The sequence below is a fragment of the Salmonella sp. SAL04202 genome, from assembly GCF_046550775.1.
Lineage (GTDB): Bacteria > Pseudomonadota > Gammaproteobacteria > Enterobacterales > Enterobacteriaceae > Salmonella > Salmonella enterica.
The window spans coordinates 435,141-454,012 of record NZ_JBGDXK010000003.1 but is presented as its reverse complement, the minus strand read 5'-3'; the positions used below and the strand labels follow the sequence as shown (position 1 = coordinate 454,012).

19 protein-coding genes and 1 pseudogene are annotated in these 18,872 nt (G+C 52.4%); 9 read left to right on the top strand and 11 right to left on the bottom strand.

The genetic code is table 11. The features are described 5' to 3' along the window. Positions 1-56: 56 nt before the first annotated feature. Positions 57-719, top strand: a complete 663-nt coding sequence (gene can, locus ACLJQJ_RS15890; protein WP_000651590.1) for a carbonate dehydratase — start codon at positions 57-59, stop codon at positions 717-719. A gap of 57 nt (positions 720-776) precedes the next feature. Here can and hpt read toward each other — a convergent pair whose 3' ends face one another. After that, complete coding sequence (gene hpt / locus ACLJQJ_RS15885; RefSeq protein WP_000683342.1) at positions 777-1,313, bottom strand: hypoxanthine phosphoribosyltransferase; 537 nt, start codon at positions 1,311-1,313, stop codon at positions 777-779. Between the two features lie 205 nt (positions 1,314-1,518). On the opposite strand from hpt, the gene ACLJQJ_RS15880 reads away from it, so the two are divergent. Further along, positions 1,519-3,909: a glucose/quinate/shikimate family membrane-bound PQQ-dependent dehydrogenase gene (locus ACLJQJ_RS15880; RefSeq protein WP_000829727.1), complete on the top strand. Its 2,391-nt coding sequence runs from the start codon at positions 1,519-1,521 to the stop codon at positions 3,907-3,909. Between the two features lie 77 nt (positions 3,910-3,986). Here ACLJQJ_RS15880 and cueO read toward each other — a convergent pair whose 3' ends face one another. Next, positions 3,987-5,597 (bottom strand): multicopper oxidase CueO, encoded by a 1,611-nt coding sequence (gene cueO, locus ACLJQJ_RS15875; RefSeq protein WP_000946056.1) that lies wholly within the window; start codon positions 5,595-5,597, stop codon positions 3,987-3,989. A 201-nt stretch (positions 5,598-5,798) separates the two neighbouring features. On the opposite strand from cueO, the gene ACLJQJ_RS15870 reads away from it, so the two are divergent. The 3 genes from ACLJQJ_RS15870 to speD all read left to right on the top strand — a co-directional run bounded on the left by ACLJQJ_RS15870 (position 5,799) and on the right by speD (position 7,928). After that, positions 5,799-6,146: a YacC family pilotin-like protein gene (locus tag ACLJQJ_RS15870; RefSeq protein ID WP_000846613.1), complete on the top strand. Its 348-nt coding sequence runs from the start codon at positions 5,799-5,801 to the stop codon at positions 6,144-6,146. Between the two features lie 106 nt (positions 6,147-6,252). Next, positions 6,253-7,113 carry a polyamine aminopropyltransferase gene (speE, locus tag ACLJQJ_RS15865; RefSeq protein WP_000829968.1) on the top strand — a complete coding sequence of 287 codons (861 nt, stop codon included), beginning with the start codon at positions 6,253-6,255 and terminating at the stop codon, positions 7,111-7,113. 20 nt (positions 7,114-7,133) lie between these two features. Beyond that, a complete protein-coding gene (gene speD, locus ACLJQJ_RS15860; RefSeq protein WP_000734293.1) occupies positions 7,134-7,928 on the top strand; it encodes an adenosylmethionine decarboxylase in 795 nt (264 codons plus the stop codon). 29 nt (positions 7,929-7,957) lie between these two features. On the opposite strand, the gene ACLJQJ_RS15855 is transcribed toward speD, so the two are convergent. The 5 genes from ACLJQJ_RS15855 to yacL all read right to left on the bottom strand — a co-directional run bounded on the left by ACLJQJ_RS15855 (position 7,958) and on the right by yacL (position 12,526). Then, positions 7,958-8,725 (bottom strand): DeoR/GlpR family DNA-binding transcription regulator, encoded by a 768-nt coding sequence (locus tag ACLJQJ_RS15855; RefSeq protein ID WP_000678254.1) that lies wholly within the window; start codon positions 8,723-8,725, stop codon positions 7,958-7,960. A 9-nt stretch (positions 8,726-8,734) separates the two neighbouring features. Then, positions 8,735-9,718 carry a D-threonate 4-phosphate dehydrogenase gene (locus tag ACLJQJ_RS15850; RefSeq protein ID WP_000448749.1) on the bottom strand — a complete coding sequence of 328 codons (984 nt, stop codon included), beginning with the start codon at positions 9,716-9,718 and terminating at the stop codon, positions 8,735-8,737. Continuing rightward, entirely contained in the window at positions 9,708-10,979 is a 1,272-nt protein-coding gene (dtnK, locus tag ACLJQJ_RS15845; RefSeq protein WP_063809439.1) for a D-threonate kinase, read from the bottom strand. The genes ACLJQJ_RS15850 and dtnK overlap by 11 nt, the downstream gene beginning before the upstream one ends. Continuing rightward, positions 10,976-11,929, bottom strand: coding sequence for a 2-keto-3-deoxygluconate permease 1 (locus ACLJQJ_RS15840; RefSeq protein WP_001022089.1), 954 nt, complete (start codon positions 11,927-11,929; stop codon positions 10,976-10,978). The genes dtnK and ACLJQJ_RS15840 overlap by 4 nt, the downstream gene beginning before the upstream one ends. A 234-nt stretch (positions 11,930-12,163) precedes the next feature. Beyond that, positions 12,164-12,526: a protein YacL gene (gene yacL / locus ACLJQJ_RS15835; RefSeq protein ID WP_000384308.1), complete on the bottom strand. Its 363-nt coding sequence runs from the start codon at positions 12,524-12,526 to the stop codon at positions 12,164-12,166. 270 nt (positions 12,527-12,796) lie between these two features. Between yacL and ACLJQJ_RS15830 the strand changes: the two genes are divergently transcribed. Together ACLJQJ_RS15830 and ACLJQJ_RS15825 are read left to right on the top strand one after the other, a co-directional pair. Next, positions 12,797-13,120, top strand: coding sequence for a low molecular weight protein tyrosine phosphatase family protein (locus tag ACLJQJ_RS15830; protein WP_001101536.1), 324 nt, complete (start codon positions 12,797-12,799; stop codon positions 13,118-13,120). Positions 13,121-13,529: 409 nt separating this feature from the next. Then, complete coding sequence (locus ACLJQJ_RS15825; protein ID WP_000110435.1) at positions 13,530-13,994, top strand: membrane protein; 465 nt, start codon at positions 13,530-13,532, stop codon at positions 13,992-13,994. Positions 13,995-14,033: 39 nt separating this feature from the next. Here the strand turns inward: ACLJQJ_RS15825 and ACLJQJ_RS15820 are convergent. Both ACLJQJ_RS15820 and ACLJQJ_RS15815 read right to left on the bottom strand, forming a co-directional pair. Further along, positions 14,034-14,126 (bottom strand): annotated as a pseudogene (locus ACLJQJ_RS15820) (hypothetical protein); the annotation flags it as partial. A gap of 88 nt (positions 14,127-14,214) precedes the next feature. Beyond that, complete coding sequence (locus tag ACLJQJ_RS15815; protein ID WP_023223792.1) at positions 14,215-15,348, bottom strand: DUF4431 domain-containing protein; 1,134 nt, start codon at positions 15,346-15,348, stop codon at positions 14,215-14,217. Between the two features lie 74 nt (positions 15,349-15,422). On the opposite strand from ACLJQJ_RS15815, the gene ACLJQJ_RS15810 reads away from it, so the two are divergent. After that, positions 15,423-16,355, top strand: coding sequence for a DUF4424 family protein (locus tag ACLJQJ_RS15810; protein ID WP_063809441.1), 933 nt, complete (start codon positions 15,423-15,425; stop codon positions 16,353-16,355). A gap of 14 nt (positions 16,356-16,369) precedes the next feature. Here ACLJQJ_RS15810 and ACLJQJ_RS15805 read toward each other — a convergent pair whose 3' ends face one another. Together ACLJQJ_RS15805 and ACLJQJ_RS15800 are read right to left on the bottom strand one after the other, a co-directional pair. Further along, positions 16,370-16,711 (bottom strand): hypothetical protein, encoded by a 342-nt coding sequence (locus tag ACLJQJ_RS15805; protein ID WP_017441548.1) that lies wholly within the window; start codon positions 16,709-16,711, stop codon positions 16,370-16,372. Beyond that, positions 16,712-17,734 (bottom strand): DUF4431 domain-containing protein, encoded by a 1,023-nt coding sequence (locus ACLJQJ_RS15800; RefSeq protein WP_223195066.1) that lies wholly within the window; start codon positions 17,732-17,734, stop codon positions 16,712-16,714. A 138-nt stretch (positions 17,735-17,872) separates the two neighbouring features. Between ACLJQJ_RS15800 and ACLJQJ_RS15795 the strand changes: the two genes are divergently transcribed. Continuing rightward, positions 17,873-18,844, top strand: a complete 972-nt coding sequence (locus tag ACLJQJ_RS15795; RefSeq protein ID WP_063809442.1) for a DUF4424 family protein — start codon at positions 17,873-17,875, stop codon at positions 18,842-18,844. Positions 18,845-18,872 lie beyond the last annotated feature (28 nt).

The window sequence follows — 18,872 nt, the reverse complement described above, 5'->3', positions numbered from 1 at the left end:
CGGAGTTGCCCTATATTAGCCCAACGCACTTATTTGGTTACAGGTCGTTAACTTCCATGAAAGACATAGATACACTCATCAGCAACAATGCACTATGGTCAAAAATGCTGGTGGAAGAGGACCCCGGATTTTTTGAGAAACTGGCGCAAGCGCAAAAACCGCGCTTTCTATGGATTGGATGTTCCGACAGCCGCGTTCCCGCAGAGCGTTTAACCGGGCTTGAACCGGGCGAATTGTTTGTTCACCGTAATGTGGCTAACCTGGTTATTCACACCGATCTGAACTGTCTCTCCGTGGTTCAGTATGCGGTTGATGTTCTGGAAGTTGAGCATATTATCATTTGCGGCCACTCCGGTTGCGGCGGTATCAAGGCTGCGGTAGAAAACCCTGAGCTGGGCTTGATTAATAACTGGCTGCTGCATATCCGCGACATCTGGCTTAAACATAGCTCGCTGTTGGGAAAAATGCCCGAAGAGCAACGTCTGGACGCGCTCTATGAATTGAACGTCATGGAGCAGGTTTATAACCTGGGGCATTCCACCATTATGCAGTCAGCGTGGAAACGCGGGCAGAATGTGACCATTCACGGCTGGGCGTACAGTATCAATGATGGCCTGCTGCGCGATCTTGACGTCACCGCCACCAACAAAAAAACGCTGGAGAACGGCTATCATAAGGGTATCTCCGCCCTAAGTCTGAAATACATTCCCCACCAATAAGCCATTAGCTATAGGCCGGATAAGTCGCTTTAGCGACGCCATCCGGCATTTCTGCGCTTACTCGTCCAGCAGCACCACTTTACCAACATACGGTAGATGGCGATAACGCTGGGCGTAGTCGATACCGTAACCGACTACAAATTCGTCCGGAATCGAAAAGCCAACGAACTCAACCGGCACGTCCACTTCGCGGCGAGACGGTTTATCCAGCAGCGTACAAATCGCCAGCGATTTCGGCTCGCGCAGGCCCAGGATTTCACGGACCTTCGACAGCGTATTACCGGAATCAATAATGTCTTCGACAATCAGCACGTCTTTACCGCGAATATCCTCATCCAGATCTTTGAGGATTTTCACGTCGCGGGTGGTGGACATGCCGCTACCATAGCTGGAGGCGGTCATAAAATCGACTTCATGAGGAACCTGAACTTCACGGCACAGGTCCGCCATAAACATAAATGAGCCACGCAACAGACCTACCAGCACCATTTCACTGCCGCTGTCTTTATAACGTTCGGTAATCTGACGACCCAGCTCGGCAATACGTGCTTTGATCTCCGCTTCGGGGATCATGACTTCAACAGTATGTTTCATATTTATAACCATATGATTTAAAAACAAATCACTCAATGCCGGTGACTAATAACGCCGCATTGACGCGCAAGGCACGCAGTATAACAGCAAACGTATTCATTCGCGGCATTTGATAAGAAAGCTCATTTTGTGATGACGATCACACATGTTAATTCCTATACTTAATTGCTACTAAAAAATTAACAATTTGGGATGGTGTCTTTTTATGGCAGAAAATAACGCACGATCGCCACGATTACTCGTGACGCTGACGGCCCTCTTTGCAGCACTTTGTGGGCTGTATCTTCTTATCGGAGGTGTCTGGCTGGTTGCTATTGGCGGTTCCTGGTACTACCCCATCGCGGGCCTCGTGATGCTGGTTGTGGCCGGATTGCTATGGCGCAGTAAACGTGCCGCGCTGTGGCTGTATGCCGCCCTGCTGCTGGCGACAATGATTTGGGGCGTGTGGGAAGTCGGGTTCGACTTCTGGGCGCTCACGCCGCGTAGCGATATTCTGGTGTTTTTCGGCATCTGGCTAATATTGCCGTTTGTCTGGCATCGGCTGGTGGTTCCTTCCAGCGGCGCAGTGGCGGCGCTGGTCGTGGCGCTGCTGATTAGCGGCGGCATTCTGACCTGGGCTGGCTTCAACGACCCGCAGGAGATCAACGGTACGCTTCGCGCCGACGCCACGCCCGCCGCAACAAGCTCGTCGATCGCCGACGAAGACTGGCCGGCCTATGGACGTAATCAGGAAGGCCAACGCTATTCGCCGCTGAAACAGATCACTGCGGATAACGTTCACCAACTGAAAGAAGCGTGGGTCTTCCGCACCGGCGATCTGAAACAACCCAACGATCCGGGCGAAATCACCAACGAAGTGACCCCGATTAAGGTCGGCGATACGCTTTATCTGTGTACAGCTCACCAGCGTCTGTTCGCGCTGGACGCCGCCAGCGGTAAAGAGAAGTGGCATTTTGATCCTCAGTTGAAGACCGATTCGTCTTTCCAGCATGTGACCTGCCGCGGCGTCTCTTATCATGAGGCCAAAGCGGATACCGCCTCGCCGGAGGTCATCGCCGACTGTCCGCGCCGCATTATCCTTCCGGTCAATGACGGTCGCCTTTTCGCGGTGAATGCCGAAACCGGCAAGCTGTGTGAAACCTTCGCCAACAAAGGCGTCCTGAATCTGCAAACCAATATGCCGGACACCACGCCGGGACTGTATGAACCGACGTCGCCTCCGATTATCACCGATAAAACGATTGTCATTGCCGGTTCGGTCACGGATAACTTCTCTACCCGCGAAACGTCCGGCGTTATCCGTGGTTTTGATGTTAATAGCGGTAAACTACTGTGGGCCTTCGATCCGGGGGCGAAAGATCCGAACGCGATTCCAGCCGATGAGCACGCTTTTACCTTTAACTCGCCGAACTCCTGGGCGCCTGCCGCCTATGATGCGAAACTGGATCTGGTCTATCTGCCGATGGGCGTGACCACGCCGGATATCTGGGGCGGTAACCGCACGCCGGAGCAGGAACGTTATGCCAGCTCCATTCTGGCGCTGAATGCCACCACCGGGAAACTGGCCTGGAGTTATCAGACCGTCCATCACGATCTGTGGGATATGGACCTGCCGGCACAGCCGACGCTGGCAGATATTACCGTTGACGGTACTACCGTTCCGGTTATCTATGCGCCAGCGAAAACCGGTAATATCTTTGTGCTCGACAGACGTAATGGCGAGCTGGTCGTGCCCGCTCCGGAAAAACCGGTCCCACAGGGCGCGGCAAAAGGCGATTACGTCGCCAAAACTCAGCCGTTCTCTGATTTAACCTTCCGCCCGAAAAAAGATCTCTCCGGCGCGGATATGTGGGGCGCGACCATGTTCGACCAACTGGTGTGCCGCGTTATGTTCCACCAGTTGCGCTATGAAGGTATCTTCACCCCGCCGTCCGAGCAGGGGACATTGGTATTCCCTGGCAACCTGGGGATGTTTGAATGGGGCGGTATTTCCGTCGATCCAGACCGTCAGGTCGCTATCGCTAACCCGATGGCGCTGCCGTTTGTCTCGAAGCTGATCCCACGCGGCCCGGGTAATCCGATGGAGCCGCCGAAAGACGCGAAAGGTACCGGAACAGAAGCGGGTATTCAGCCACAGTACGGCGTACCGTTCGGCGTCACGCTGAATCCGTTCCTTTCGCCGTTTGGCCTGCCGTGTAAACAACCGGCCTGGGGCTATATTTCCGCGTTGGATCTGAAGACCAATGAAATCGTGTGGAAGAAACGTATAGGGACGCCGCGCGACAGTATGCCGTTCCCGATGCCGGTTCCGGTGCCATTCAACATGGGGATGCCCATGCTCGGCGGGCCAATCTCAACCGCCGGTAACGTGCTGTTCATTGCCGCAACCGCCGACAACTACCTGCGCGCTTATAACATGAGCAACGGGGAAAAACTGTGGCAGGGACGTTTACCCGCCGGAGGCCAGGCAACGCCGATGACCTATGAGGTAAACGGTAAGCAGTACGTGGTCGTTTCTGCCGGAGGCCACGGTTCGTTTGGTACGAAGATGGGCGACTATATCGTGGCCTATGCTTTGCCTGACGACGCGAAATAACCATTAATGCCCGGCGTATGCCGGGCATTGTGCCGGGTGGCGGCTTCGCCTTACCCGGCCTGCGTCACAGACATCAGTCAGACCGTAAATCCTAACATCATTCCCGTATCTTCATGTTCTAACAGATGACAGTGCGCCATATAGGCATGTTCCTTCGGCGCGTCGTGATCGAACTTGACCAACACTTCGCTGATACCGCCCTCAACGCGTACCGTATCCTTCCAGCCCGTTCTGTGCGCTGCTGGCGCTTTGCCGTTCTCTGACAGAATACGGAACTGCGTGCCGTGAATATGGAAAGGATGCAGCATCATGTCGCCCACGCCGGAAATCACCCAACGTTCATGTCGGCCTTTTTGCGCCGCGAACATCGGTTTGTTCATATCGAAGACCTGGCCGTTGATAAAGTTAGCGTTATGGAAGTCGAATTTTCCGCCGTGATTCATATTGCCCATCGCGCCATGATTCATCCCGCTGTGATCCATGTTGCCATGATCCATCTCGCCATGCCCCATATTGCCGCCCTGCATATGCGCGTTCATGTTGTCATGATCCATGCCGCTCATCGCCTGAGCGCCATATTTCTTCATCAGCATTTGCATCCCCATCATATCAAGGCGTGGGTCCATCGACAGTTTCAGGTTGCGCACCGTCAGCCCTTCCAGCGACGGCAGCGCCGGCATCGTCGTCAACGTATCCGGCAGCGTACCGGAGGCGGTAATCCGCAGCGGCTGGATACGCATCACCGGATGCGGTTTATCAAACGGAGCGATCGCCATTCCCATCTGGCTGACCGGCAGCGTCACCAGGTCAAAGGCTTTCCCGTCGCTGATATCCACCAGCACTTCAAAACGCTCGCCCATTAATAACGGCAGTTCGGTGACTTTCACTGGCTCCGCCAGCAGGCCGCCGTCGCTGGCGATCACATAAAGCGGGCGATTATCGCTGGCGGCGATATTCAGAGAACGCGCATTACAGCCATTTAGCAAGCGCAGACGTAGCCAGCCTTTCGGCGCGGAATGCTGCGGATAGATAGCGCCATTGGTCAGCAGCGTATCGCCAAACCAGCCGACGGCGGCGGTCATAATATCCAGTTGATAATCAATCTGGCCATCGGCGGAGAAGCGTTTGTCCTGAATGATCACCGGCACATCGTCGATGCCCCACTGTTTCGGCAGGCGCAATTTGCGAATCTCGTCATCTTCAATCAGCACCAGTCCGGCAAGGCCCATCGCCACCTGGCGCCCGGTTTTGCCGTGTTTGTGCGGATGAATCCAGCAGGTCGCGGCGCGTTGCTGCGGCGTAAACGTCACCGTGCGGGTTCCGCCTGCGGGAATAATCCCCTGCGGGCCGCCGTCGACGATGCCCGGAATCTCCAGACCATGCCAGTGAAGCGTCGTGTCTTCGGCCAGTTGGTTATGGATATCAACGGTCACGCTTTTTCCTTTGTGAAGCTGTACCGCTGGCCCCAGCAAATTACCGTTGTAGCCCCAGGTTGTCGCGTTCTTACCGGCGAATGTCGACTGTCCGGCTTTAACAATTAACTGCATACGGTTGCTCGCATCTGCCGTTAACAGGTCAGGAATAGGCAACGCGGGACGTTCGGCGGCAAAAGCGGCGCGGCTCCACAGCGGCAGCGCTGATGCAACCCCCAGCGCCACTGAATATTTTAAGAAATCACGGCGTAACATAATCATTTCCTTATAATGAACAGGCGGGTGTCTAAGCTTAGACCCTGCCCTAACGGGAAGGTCAAGCCAGCAACACGTCTTTACCATTCCTGACAGCAATACAATAAGAATGAAAACGCCGCGACCAATCCTGATAATAAAAGTCGTCGCTACGTTCTCAGTATGCTAACGTTGACTTTCCCTGATGCCGTGGTAGAAGCAATGAAGACGTTTTTCAGACCCGTGTTGTTTGGCAGCCTGATGGCCTTATGCGCAAATAGCTATGCGCTTACTGAATCCGAAGCTGAAGATATGGCCGATTTAACGGCAGTTTTCGTTTTTCTGAAAAATGACTGTGGTTACCAAAATTTACCCAACAGTCAGATTCGCCGTGCGCTGGTCTTTTTTGCCCAGCAAAATCAGTGGGACCTGAGTAACTACGACACCTTCGATATGAAATCGTTGGGCGAAGACAGCTACCGCGATCTTAGCGGCATCGGTATTCCGGTCGCTAAAAAATGCAAAGCTCTGGCCCGCGATTCTCTGAGCCTGTTAGCCTACGTTAAATAATCCTCCGCGATCCTATTGCTGAAATAATGACCGTGCATCCACGGTCATTGTTAGCTATGATGTTGCGCCCTTTTTTTACGGGTGTTAACAATGGAGGTATCAGCCAATGGCCGAAAATACGATGTGGCATGAAACGCTACACGACCAGTTTGGTCAGTACTTTGCCGTAGACAACGTTCTGTATCATGAAAAAACCGACCACCAGGATTTAATCATCTTTGAAAACGCCGCTTTTGGCCGCGTGATGGCGCTGGACGGCGTGGTACAGACCACCGAACGCGACGAGTTTATTTATCATGAAATGATGACCCACGTCCCGCTGCTGGCGCACGGTCATGCGAAACACGTTCTGATTATCGGCGGCGGCGACGGCGCAATGCTACGTGAAGTTACCCGGCATAAAAACGTCGAAACCATCACCATGGTGGAGATCGACGCTGGCGTAGTCTCGTTTTGCCGCCAGTATTTACCCAACCACAATGCCGGCAGCTACGACGATCCGCGCTTTACGCTGGTAATCGACGACGGCGTGAATTTCGTCAATCAGACCCATCAGACCTTTGATGTGATCATTTCCGACTGTACCGATCCGATAGGCCCCGGCGAAAGCCTGTTTACCTCCGCCTTTTATGAAGGCTGTAAGCGTTGCCTGAATCCGGGCGGCATTTTTGTCGCCCAGAACGGCGTGTGCTTCCTGCAACAGGATGAAGCGCTCGACAGCCACCGCAAGCTGAGTCATTACTTCAGCGATGTCGGCTTCTACCAGGCGGCGATTCCGACCTATTACGGCGGCATTATGACCTTCGCCTGGGCGACGGACAACGACGCTCTTCGTCACCTGTCGAGCGAAATTATTCAGGCGCGTTTTCATGCCGCCGGCCTCAAATGTCGCTATTACAACCCGGCTATTCATGCCGCTGCATTTGCGCTACCGCAATATCTACATGACGCACTGTCCGCACAGTGACGTTAAGGAGGTGATAAAAATTGAAAAAGCTGAAACTGCATGGCTTTAACAATCTGACGAAAAGCCTGAGTTTTTGTATTTACGATATCTGCTATGCCAAAACCGCAGAAGAGCGCGATGGCTATATCGCCTATATCGATGAACTCTATAACGCCAACCGACTGACCGAGATCCTGTCGGAGACCTGCTCCATTATCGGCGCGAACATCCTGAACATCGCCCGTCAGGATTATGAACCCCAGGGCGCCAGCGTCACGATTCTGGTTAGCGAAGAGCCAGTCGACCCGAAACTTATCGATCAAACCGAACATCCCGGCCCGCTGCCGGAAACCGTGGTGGCGCACCTCGATAAGAGCCATATCTGCGTGCATACCTATCCGGAAAGCCATCCGGAAGGCGGGCTTTGTACCTTTCGCGCCGACATCGAAGTGTCAACCTGCGGGGTGATTTCACCGCTAAAAGCGCTCAATTACCTGATCCACCAGCTAGAGTCCGATATTGTCACCATCGATTACCGCGTGCGCGGCTTTACGCGCGACGTCAACGGTATGAAGCACTTTATCGATCATGAGATTAATTCTATTCAGAATTTTATGTCGGAAGATATGAAGTCGCTGTATGACATGGTGGATGTAAACGTGTATCAGGAAAATATTTTCCATACCAAGATGCTGCTTAAAGAGTTCGATCTTAAGCACTACATGTTTCACACCAAACCGGAAGATCTCACTGAAACCGAACGCCAGGAGATCACCGCCGCGCTGTGGAAAGAGATGCGCGAGATTTACTACGGCCGCAATATTTCTGCGGTCTGATTCACCACTGGCAGCGCCTGACGGCGCTGTCACTCCGGCTGCACCAGCGTTAGCGCAAAAGCGCGCCCTTTCAGTTCAACCTGTGCTGACGGCGGCAGATTGACGTCAGTAATCACATCATTAAAGCGCTCAAGCGGCACCACATTAAAGAGCGAATGCGCGCCATACTTACTGCTGTCCGCCAGCAACACTTTGCGCTGCGCATTAGCAATAATCTCCTGTTTAAGCCCGGCCTTATCTTCCGTTGGGGTCGTCACGCCCGTTTTTACCCCCCATGAATTACAGCTCATAAACGCGATGTTCGGGTAAACGCTGCGCAACAGCTTGCGCCCATGCTCACCGATACAGGACTGACTGCTGTCATCGATACGACCGCCGACAATCGTCACTTCAATTTGCCGGAACTCAGCTAAAAACAGCGCAATATGCAGATCGACGGTGATGACCCGCAGCGGAAGATGGGTTAAGCATTTCGCCAGTTCCATCATTGTCGTACCGGCATCCAGCACGACGGCATCGCCAGCATTCACCAGCGATGCGGCAACGCGTGCGATCGCCCGTTTTTCAGCGGGCGATCGCAGTTGTTTTTCATTGGTGGTGGGCTGGGCGGGTTCAAAACGCCGCAGCGCCACGCCGCCATGACTACGGCTGATCACGCCCTGCTCATCCAGCTTGATCAAATCGCGACGGATAGTGGCTGGCGATGCGTCAACCGCCTCAACCAGCTGTTCTACCGTAACCAGCGTATGGTTTTTCAGATACGCCACAATGAGATCCAGACGGTGTTGTCCTTTCATAACAGGGAATTATGCCAGTTGCATTGCCAGTTTGATCGATACGGCCATGCTCTCAGATTTTGCTTTTCCCGTCCAGGCGATATCAAATGCGGTGCCATGATCGGCAGAGGTCCGAATAAACGGCAGCCCCGCGGTGATATTCACGCCATCATAAAAGCCAAGCAATTTCAACGGGATATGTCCCTGGTCATGATACATCGCCACCACCATATCATACTGCCCCTCATAAGCCTGGAGAAATACAGTATCCGGCGGACACGGCCCATAAACGTCCATACCTTTTGCACGGGCATCGGTAATGGCTGGCGTCAGGATACGCGTCTCTTCATCGCCAAACAGGCCATTCTCGCCCGCATGAGGATTCACGCCTGCCACGGCGATACGCGGTTTAACGTAACCCACACGCTTGAGGAAAGTATCAGCAATACCAATCACCGTTTCGACACGCGTGGTACTTAACGTATCAAGGAATTTACGCAGCGCGATATGCGTTGAAACGTGAATCACTTTTAGTTTATCGGTGTAAAGTACCATCGCGTAATCGCGGCTATGGGTCAGGGTCGCGAGCAGCTCGGTATGGCCCGGATAGTTGTGCCCTGCCAGGTGCAGCGCCTCTTTATTCAGCGGCGCGGTAGCGATAGCCTGTACGTCGCCCCGTAACGCTAACTCGGTGGCGCGCTTCACGCAGCGATACGCTAAATCCCCCGCCTGCGCCTGAACTTTCCCGGCCTCCAGCGCCTCCGGCTGCGCCAGCGGCTCATCAATCACATGAATGATGCCGGGCGCAAAACGCGCTTCGGCGACCCGTTCAATGGCCCGTAACTCGACGTTCGGCGTGATGCCCTTCGCCTGTAAACGTTTCAACGTTGCGAGGCATCCAATAACCACCAGCGGCGCGCCGTTGAGACCGTCTTCGCTTAGCGCTTTAACAATAATTTCCGGCCCAATGCCCGCTGGATCGCCCATGGTAATGGCAACGGTTTTAGTCTCCACAATACATCTCCTCAATATAATAAAGCGCGTCACACAACGTACTGTCTGAACCGAATCCGCCCGCTTTGGTAATGACCGGCAGATCGTCAATTTCGCTGTTTACAAACGTTCCACAGGGAATACAGGGCGCCACCTCGCTCTGAATGCGATAACCTTCAGCGCCAAGTGCGCCGGCGACGGCGGTAGCGATATCGCCGCCGGTCAGAAACAACCCGCCAATCCGCGCCTGCTCGATAATGTTTAACGTGACGACGCCAAGCCGCTGGCTCAGTCGCTCGCCCAATTGCTGACGGCTCATCGCGGATTTTTCGCACAGCGCGTCGATTAACTGTCGATCTTCTGCGCGACGGCTGGTGCGTAAAATCGTATGTCGATGCTGACTTAACAGCGCGCAGGCCTGCTCTACGACAGACGCGATTTCCTGCTCCGCGCTATCCGACACCATGCGCGCGGCATCAATATCCACGACCTCCGCACGTCCCCGGCACAGCGCATTAGCCACCTGACGTCGCGTGGCTTCGCTCATCGAACCGGCCACCACCAGCACCGGCAGCCGCTGCCGGTCTTGCATAAAAAGTTCAACCGGCAACGCATTCGCCAGACCAGCTGCGCCGACGAGCAGCGGCATCGACGGTTGTTCGCACGCCGCTTGCGCAATCAACGTCAGGTCCCGCTCTTCTACCGCATCCACGACGATAATCCCTTCGCCCTCAGCCGCATAAGCCGTAAGTAAGGCGCTTAACCCGCCGCGTCGGACATCCTGCAAAAAGACTTCATACACAGGGATCTCACTTTGCAACGCCACTATCTCGGCAATACGGGAAGAGACAATGGGCGTTTTCGGATCGCTGGCAAATTCGGTTTCCAGTAGCGGGACGCCATTAACCAGACATTTTCCTTCAAGCGTCGTGCGTCCGGCCGCAGGGATCGCGGCGGCGATAACGGCCAGTTTTCGCTGACTGGCGCGCATGGCCGCCGTCACTTCGGCGCCGATATTGCCGCGAAATGTAGAGTCGATTTTTTTGTACACCAGCGGCGCTGGCGATGTCTCACACCACGGCGAAAGCGCGGCATAAACGGCAGATGCCGCCTGATCTGCGGGCATCGCCCGGCTTTCGGTGTTAATGACTAACACATCGGCGCGGCGGGACGGTTTTTGCGACGCGCTCAACATGACTTCCGTTCTCGCCCCCTTCTTCGCCAACTGGACGCCGGTATCATTCGATCCGGTAAAATCATCGGCGATAACTATCATTTTCATGCGTTTTTCTCCAAAGAAGCCTGACGCGCCTGTTTTTTCGCAACCCAGGAGGTCAACACTGGCGTCAGGATTGCCGTGGTGATCACCGAGGCGGCAATCAGCGGAGCGGCAGCAGCGGCCACCTCGGCGAGCGAAGGGTCGGCCTGCGCAATAGCCAGCGGCGTCGCAACGGCATTACCCGCGGTGCTGGAGGCCGCCGCCCCGGCAATGCCAGTTCCGCCAACCAGACGATCTGCGCGAATATTAAAAAAACCGCCAACGAACGTTGTCAGCACGCCGAGCAGAATTCCGGCAAGTCCGCCTTGCAGTAACATTTCCAGGTTGATGCCCGCCCCCAGCGCAAAAGCAAAGAAAGGAATGAGCAGCGGGCCGCCTTTGGTCAAAAAATCGCGCATATGAGGATCAAGATTGCCGAGGATCATGCCGACAACCAGCGGAACCAGCACCGCCACCAGCGCCATAATGGGAATGTTCGCCATCCCTGCCGCGCCCAGCGCAATCATCGTAAAGAAAGGGCCATCATTAAGAGACAAAATAGAGATAGCGCCGACGTCGCGCTCATTGCCGAATTCGCCTACCAGCGCAGCATAAAGTCCGCCATTCGAATTGCTCATCGCCGCGATAATCGCCACGCCGCTCAGGCCAAAAATACCCTCCGCGCCGAAAAGATGCTCCACGCCCAGGCCAATGCCGATGGCGACAAGCAACTTAGTGAGCGTAATCGTCCCGCCCTGCAATAACGCCTGGGGTGCGGCTTTCACACTAATACCGGCTCCCATACACAGCAGAAAAGCGCCAATCAGCGGCGCCGCGCCGTTTTTAAATAAGGCGGTGGTAAAACCGCCGATCTCAAGCGCCTGTGGAGCGAAGGTGTTAATGACTGCGCCAATAACGAGCGGTACGACCATCATGCCGCCGGGTACGCGCTCTATTGCTTTTTTGATGTTCATGGTCTTACCGCCTGTTGCTTGTTGTGATTGAATGAAATCATAACGATTATATTCAATCAAATTAAGATCACAAATGCGTCAGATCACAGTTTTAAAATGATTAATAAAAATCAAAAAATCATTCTGCTATAAAAAAGCCGGGATACTCCCGGCTGGAATGTGTGGTGATTTCGTTTCCACTACCGCCCCCAACTGTCCGTCGACTGGCGTTGCGGGACAATAACGAAGAGAGGGTCAGGCTTTACTGACGAATTCCCGATACGCGGCGACGACCCGTAGAAAATCCTCCATGCCGCACAGGGATAAACTCTCTTCATCGTAATAACTCATCCCCTCTTCCATCTCATCGCCGGAAAAATCCAGCTGATTGGCGCGAATCATCACTTCTTCGCCGTCCATCCAGATCGTGTATTCATGCCCTGCTCGTTGCCAGGAGCGTTCGCTGCCTTTGACCGTACGCGCGGCTTGTTCTACTTCATCCAGTAGCGAGAGATTGTCTTTAACCTCTTCATTAAACCAGTGACCGACCACCTCGTGGCCCATCGACATTCGTACTTTTACCCCTCCGGTAACGTCGCGCAGAAATTCGTAATCCATAATTGTTTTCCTCTGCCCTGGCAATGCGCCAATACCGCATTGCGCCTTGAGGTAATTATCGCAGCACGGTGAAAGAAAAACAGCGGGGCGCACAAAAGATAAAATAAAAATGCCAAAACGGTTTATTATTCATACAGAAAGTCACTCTAGCGCTTCAATATATCTACACGCGCTCCGACAAAGTGCTACGTGCCGCACCGTGGGGTATTGAGTCTCCACGACTGACAAACTCGCCGTTAGCGAAGCGCGATCTGGAAGAGTATTTATTTAATGAATGTGCTTTTCATATGCAGCCGTAATCAATGGCGCAGCCCCACGGCGGAGCAGGTGTTCCGCCGCTATCCCGGCCTTAGCGTCCGTTCCGCCGGCACCAGCCGCAACGCCAAAAAAAGCGTGTCGTGCGGGTTACTTCAGTGGGCTGACGTTATCTGCGTTATGGAGCAGAAACATAAAGACCGGTTGATGGCTGAATATCGCCGTATTATTGAAAATAAGCCCCTGCACGTACTCGATATCCCCGATGACTACCGCTATATGGACCCTGAGCTGGTCAGGCAACTGGAAGAGCTGGTGCCGGAAGTGCTGGGGATATAGGCATTGCCGCAAGGAAATGTCCATCATCGATCACGATTACATTCACTTAATCTCCGTTAAGCGAAAACTCGACGACAAATTTCACATCAGGCAGCGCGCCGTTTAGATGAACTTTTATTATGTGCCGGAAGAGCGCAGTCATTAAAAATGGCTGCCCCTCATCCAGTTATAGCATTACCAGCCCGGTGTCCCTCTGGCGTTTTTTCAGAAATCATCAATACCCTGCCCACGCCGACGCCTGCTAGTCTTTCAGACGCTTCCTTATCATCCGGGTCGTTGTCATGAAATTGTTGGCTACTTGATAAGCGCTTTTCAACTGAGCTCCAGCAATGGGCGATATCAGCAGAGAAGCCGTAGTGAGTTGTATTTTTTGTCAGACGGTTGAAGGAAAATTCAGGAAGGATACATTATGTCTGTATTTCGACGAATAATTTATCATAGCGGTTGGTTTATTCTGTTTGGGCCGTTAATAGGCGCAGCCATCGCGATAGGTATCATAAACTTTTTACCCGCCATTATTGGCGGACCAGACTCATTTTTGTTCTATTTCTGCAGAACAATACCAGAATTAGTGATTATTACCGGCTGGATATACAGTCTCCTCCCCGCATGGTTAACCGGTGTCGCCTGCGCGCTGATACCCCTGAAATTATATCAAAAAATAATTAACAGGATGATCCTTTGCGCCATTGCAGGTGGTCTGATCACGACGCTGTTTAATTTTGCGCGATATGGTTTTGACATAAGCATACTACCATTAATATATGGTGAAGTATTGATTATGCTTATTCCAGCGATTGTAGCCGGGGCAATAATGGGCGGGGTAATTACGTATTTGCCGGGGCTACGGGAAGTGAAGCGTAATAATAAATAAGAAGCGCCATTCGGGCCCGGAAATCCGGGCCCGTCTCTGTTACACCGCCGTCTGGAAAATCACGCCGTCCGCTTTCTCAGTGTACTGAGAGAGCTGGTCGAAGCTCAGGTAACGGTAGGTATCCACCGCCGCCAGCCTCGCAGAAGCCGGAAAACGATCTGTCGATGACCTTTTATTATGCGCCGGAATAACGCAGTCATTAAAAATGGAGAGTCTCACATCACCAGCCCGGCCCCTCCATCACGGGCATGAGTTCCACAATATTCTCCAGTACCAGTGGCGTGTGGTGATCTGAACTTAATGCCAGTAAAACATCACCTGTGACAACAATTTCTTGGTTTAACAAATCGTCGCCGTACTGTACTTTAACTCTTTCTATGATCTCATCGCTCAACAAGAGTTGCACTTGCCCATTCCAGTCGGCTGTCTGCATGTCGGCATCCTGGACGCAGGTTAACGGTTCTTCGAGTTTAACCACCCAATAACGCTGCGCGCCGCTTTTTTGCTCTGCCAGTATTCCGCGCAATGACACGGTATCGCCTTCCCGCACGCAACGCTGTTGCCGTTTTTTCGCCATTTCTTCAACCGTTTTGACTGGCAAAATGTCGGTGCTGTGGTTACACCAGGCCAGTGAGCTTTGGCGACTAATGCCCTGAAATTGAGGAACGGGCAACCACCATGTGTTATTAGCGTCTTTCTGCAATACCACATCCAGCTTTTTACTATCCTGACTATACCAGTCAGCATCGGCATTGGCAGGTTCGCCACAAAAATAGGCATATTTTTGCGCCGCGCATAGCTGCGTCACCACGAAGGATGGCACAGGCGTATTATTCAGCGTTGTTTTACGATTAAGATCGCCAACGTAGTTTTCACGTACCGCGTCAAGCAGTTGCGTGCGCAACGGATCGCCTTTTTCTACCGGCAGGCAAGCTGCGATGCGCCCGTACTGTTTCACCAGCGCGCGTAATTCCTGTGACTTCAGGTCAACATTCCCGGCAAAGTGGCACTTTGCTTGCTCCGGCGCGCTAAACTCTTCATCCAGGTAAACCGTACTCACCCACCCTTCGGTACCGCTGTCCAGCAGAATACGATCGAAGAGATAATATTTATCATCTTCATCTTTAATATACTGACCGTCAGTATCTTTTAGCAGGCCGCAAAAATAGGCCAGTTCGCGCGTCTCGTTGATTTCAATCCGCTTGATATCGAAGCGGGCGTTTAATAGCCCAACCTCCTCGCGTAGCGTTAATGCAATAGCGCCGCGTGGATTTTCATCAGGCTTCAGCGGGAACATATCTGATGCATATAAATTGCAACAAATCATCATCAACACCAATAAAAAATAACGCATGAACGTGACCGTCGAAAAATTGCATTGAGGGTGCCATAATAGCGCTTTGCGTTATTATCAGTAATCATTTGCTCATGAAAAAGATCGCGTTCGGTTTCCCGTTATTGCTGGCAGTATTGCCTTATCCGGCGCAAGCCAATGAGGCCGTGGCGAATAGTTCATTGCATTTACTGGCACAGAGCGATATTCAACTGGCGAAAGAGCGTCTGTTAATTGAACGCGAGCGGATTAATGCCGATTATTTGTTTGTGAATCCGACCACGCAGGATATTACCGTTCCTGTCGTTTTCCCCATGCCGCCGCTGTCATTTAGCGACGTTAACGAAGTTGGCGAAGATTACATCCCCGGCATCCGCAACATTAAAATCCGCGTCGATGGTCAGATCGTGACCCCACAACCACGCTGGACCGTAGTACTGAATGCTCCGCAGGAAGAGATCACCGATAAACTTCAGCAGGCTGGCTGGACGGTGGAGCAACTGATCGCCGCGCTAAGCGACGGTGGATTTTCGCCTCCGGCGGATCTCCCGGCGCTGCCGCCGGAATGGTTTAAGGATAATCAGCCGCAGTTTACTATCCAGCGCAACTTCATCTGGCAGCAGAGCTTTCCGGCGGGGAAAGCGGTGACTATCCACCAGGTTTATACCCCGAGCGTGTCACTCAGCGCGCTAATGTCAACGGATGAGCTGGGCAATGACAACACCTGCCCGACGGCGGAAAACCGCCAGCAAATACAGCAGGCGCTGGATCAGTTAATGGCGACGCAAGGCCCGGCAGGCGCTTTGGGGCAAAACCGGATGGATGTGGTGCTAACCGGTGATCCCGCGTGGAAAGAGGGAGACATCGGCGAGTTTACGCTGCGCCTTCACGGCGATGCGATAACCACCTGCTTTCAGCCGCCGCTGACGCGGGTTAACGCCACTACGCTGGAATTTAAGCAGAAAAATTTCCGGCCTGCGGAAAATTTGGCAGTGACGTTTTATTCTTTATCGTCTATGTACGAATGATGGCATAAAACGCTTTACTCACTCAAATCCACGAGCGCATGAAGCGTCTTATAATTAAAAATCCACCAGGTAGAAAGAATTTCACCCTGCTGGTAAAATTTATAATCACTCTCGCCATTTGGCGACTTCAGTTTTATGACATCCCCCATCTGTTTCCAACGGGCATAAGGCGCCTTGTTATTCATTGATTTGAGATTCTGCACCATCGGTTCGCAGCGCGCGCACATTTTTGCGTTACCGTCATCGTAAAATGCCATCATCCCACCGTTAGTAACGTGTAAATACTGTAATTTAGCCGCCGCATCAGCGTTGCCGCATAGCATCAATAGCATTCCTATAACCCATAGCTTTCTCATTCACTTTATTTCCGTTAAGCGAAAAATATTATCCAGTAACAGCGGCGTATGATGCGAGGCGCTCAGCGCCAGAAAAATATCGCCGCCGACGCTGACTTTTTTACCGACCAAATTGTTGAGCGATTCCCGCTCTTGTGGGGTTAGCACCAGTTGCATCGTCTGGTTCCAGCCAGGCTGCTGCTTATTGGCATCGCGCACGCAGGTAAGGGGGCTATCCGGGGTCAGGGTCCAGTAAGCGGACTCGCCGTCCCCCTGCTGGCGAAGCGTGCCGGTGAGGTTAACGGTGTCTCCCTCCACCCTGCACGCCTGCGCCAGTTGCGCTAAATCGGTTTCTCGCAGCGTGCCATCGCTATAGTACCCGCCGCTCACTTTAGATTGTTGTGTCAGCAGGTTGTTTTCCGGCTGCGGGCGCCACACGCCATCCGGGGATTTTTTCAACACGACGCGAAGCCGATTATTGGCGTCATCATGGATAAAAAAACTCGTTTTATCTCCCGTCGCCTTACCCAAAAAGTAAGCATAATCTTCCGTGGCGCAAAGGTCTTCGACGATAAATTTTACCGTCGGCAGCGGGCCGTTAAGAGTTAAGCTATTGCTGTCGCCAATATAACTGGCGCGCAGGCCGTTCAGAATATCGCTTCGCAGCGGGTCGCTGGCTTTTACCGGCTGGCAAATATTTTTGCGCCCTTGCGCGGCGACCTGCTCACGTAAGAGCGCAGACGTTAACGGTACGTTTTTACCATAATGGCAGTGAACATCCTGCGGCGAAGCAATGGTTTTATCAAAGCGCACAACGCTGCCCCAACTCCAGCGATAACCTATCGCCATCACACGGTCATAAAGATGATATTGATTTTGCCCATCCGTCAGAAAATTATCGTTTTTGTCTTTTATTAAGCCACAAACGTAAGCAATGCTACTGTTTGCTTCAATCCGCCGCAGGTTAAACAGCCCATCCTCAAGCCCTTCTTCATCGCGCAGCGACAGGGCAATATATTTGCGCCAGGTATCACCTTGTGGCAATGGTTTTATTTCTTCGGCAAATGTATTTTGGCAAATTATTAATAATAAAAATAAATAATACCGCATTTTTCTTCCCTCGAAAAACGGCACTCGCCGGATTATGATAATGATTATGTTTCGGACATGGAATGCACCGGTATGACATATTTTAAATGGCTGAGCGTACTCCTGTGTTTTATTACCAGTTATCATGCTTATGCAAACGACTCGGCGGTCGGGGAAACCAATGGTTCCATTGAATTTCTGCAACAAAATGAGATCAGCATGGCGAAAGAGCGATTGTTGATTGCCAGCGATCGTATCAATGTCGATTATGTATTTATTAATCATTCGGCGCAGGATATTACCGTTCCGGTAGCCTTTCCGATGCCGGCTATTTCCCAACGATATATGGGAGATCGCACAGAAGGTATTGCCAACTTTAAGATCAGCGTGGACGGTAAACCGGTTAAAAGCGAGTCCCGCTGGCGAGTCATCCATGACTTAGGCGGTAAAGGTGAAGAAGACATTACGGCGAAACTACTGCAAACCGGCTGGACGATCCCACAGCTACGCCATGTCCTCAATCGCGAGGGCAAAGCCTCTATTGAAGAAAGATATAAAGAGGGAAAACAGCAATTACCGTCAGAGTGGTTTGATGACGGCTATCTGAATATTGCCGTTCAACAATATTTTATCTGGCAACAACGTTTTCCGGCGGGCAAGGAGATCGTGATTCACCACTCATACACGCCCAGTAAATCCACCGGCGTGCCTGACAGCCTTGACAGTCTTCTTGGTGATGAGCTCGGCGATCAATGCCTGACCGCCGCCACTCGCAAGGCGTTAAAACAGCTGGATGCAGGAATAAAATATAAAAACGAAGACGGTAGCGCGAATATCGGCTGGGGCTATCTGGGCTATATTCTGAAAACTGGCGCTAACTGGAAAGAAGGTGTCATTGGCGACTTTACCTTGCGCATTCATAAGAAGGATGAGACTGAAGTGGTCGTCCCCTGCTTTAATTACCCGCTAAAACAAATTGATCCGTTAACCCTGGAGTTTAAACAAAAAAACTTCAAGCCCGATGAAAACCTGGATATCCATTTTTATTACGATTCTTCGCTGTAAAAACTGGCCCGGAAATCCGGGCCAGTCA

Excerpts from the sequence above, each read along its gene's own strand:
- can (WP_000651590.1), top strand. The coding sequence starts at position 57 with ATGAAAGACATAGATACACTCATCAGCAACAATGCACTATGGTCAAAA.
- hpt (WP_000683342.1), bottom strand. The coding sequence starts at position 1,313 with ATGAAACATACTGTTGAAGTCATGATCCCCGAAGCGGAGATCAAAGCA.
- ACLJQJ_RS15880 (WP_000829727.1), top strand. The coding sequence starts at position 1,519 with ATGGCAGAAAATAACGCACGATCGCCACGATTACTCGTGACGCTGACG.
- cueO (WP_000946056.1), bottom strand. The coding sequence starts at position 5,597 with ATGTTACGCCGTGATTTCTTAAAATATTCAGTGGCGCTGGGGGTTGCA.
- ACLJQJ_RS15870 (WP_000846613.1), top strand. The coding sequence starts at position 5,799 with ATGAAGACGTTTTTCAGACCCGTGTTGTTTGGCAGCCTGATGGCCTTA.
- speE (WP_000829968.1), top strand. The coding sequence starts at position 6,253 with ATGGCCGAAAATACGATGTGGCATGAAACGCTACACGACCAGTTTGGT.
- ACLJQJ_RS15855 (WP_000678254.1), bottom strand. The coding sequence starts at position 8,725 with ATGAAAGGACAACACCGTCTGGATCTCATTGTGGCGTATCTGAAAAAC.
- dtnK (WP_063809439.1), bottom strand. The coding sequence starts at position 10,979 with ATGAAAATGATAGTTATCGCCGATGATTTTACCGGATCGAATGATACC.
- ACLJQJ_RS15840 (WP_001022089.1), bottom strand. The coding sequence starts at position 11,929 with ATGAACATCAAAAAAGCAATAGAGCGCGTACCCGGCGGCATGATGGTC.
- yacL (WP_000384308.1), bottom strand. The coding sequence starts at position 12,526 with ATGGATTACGAATTTCTGCGCGACGTTACCGGAGGGGTAAAAGTACGA.
- ACLJQJ_RS15830 (WP_001101536.1), top strand. The coding sequence starts at position 12,797 with ATGAATGTGCTTTTCATATGCAGCCGTAATCAATGGCGCAGCCCCACG.
- ACLJQJ_RS15825 (WP_000110435.1), top strand. The coding sequence starts at position 13,530 with ATGTCTGTATTTCGACGAATAATTTATCATAGCGGTTGGTTTATTCTG.
- ACLJQJ_RS15815 (WP_023223792.1), bottom strand. The coding sequence starts at position 15,348 with ATGCGTTATTTTTTATTGGTGTTGATGATGATTTGTTGCAATTTATAT.
- ACLJQJ_RS15810 (WP_063809441.1), top strand. The coding sequence starts at position 15,423 with ATGAAAAAGATCGCGTTCGGTTTCCCGTTATTGCTGGCAGTATTGCCT.
- ACLJQJ_RS15805 (WP_017441548.1), bottom strand. The coding sequence starts at position 16,711 with ATGAGAAAGCTATGGGTTATAGGAATGCTATTGATGCTATGCGGCAAC.
- ACLJQJ_RS15795 (WP_063809442.1), top strand. The coding sequence starts at position 17,873 with ATGACATATTTTAAATGGCTGAGCGTACTCCTGTGTTTTATTACCAGT.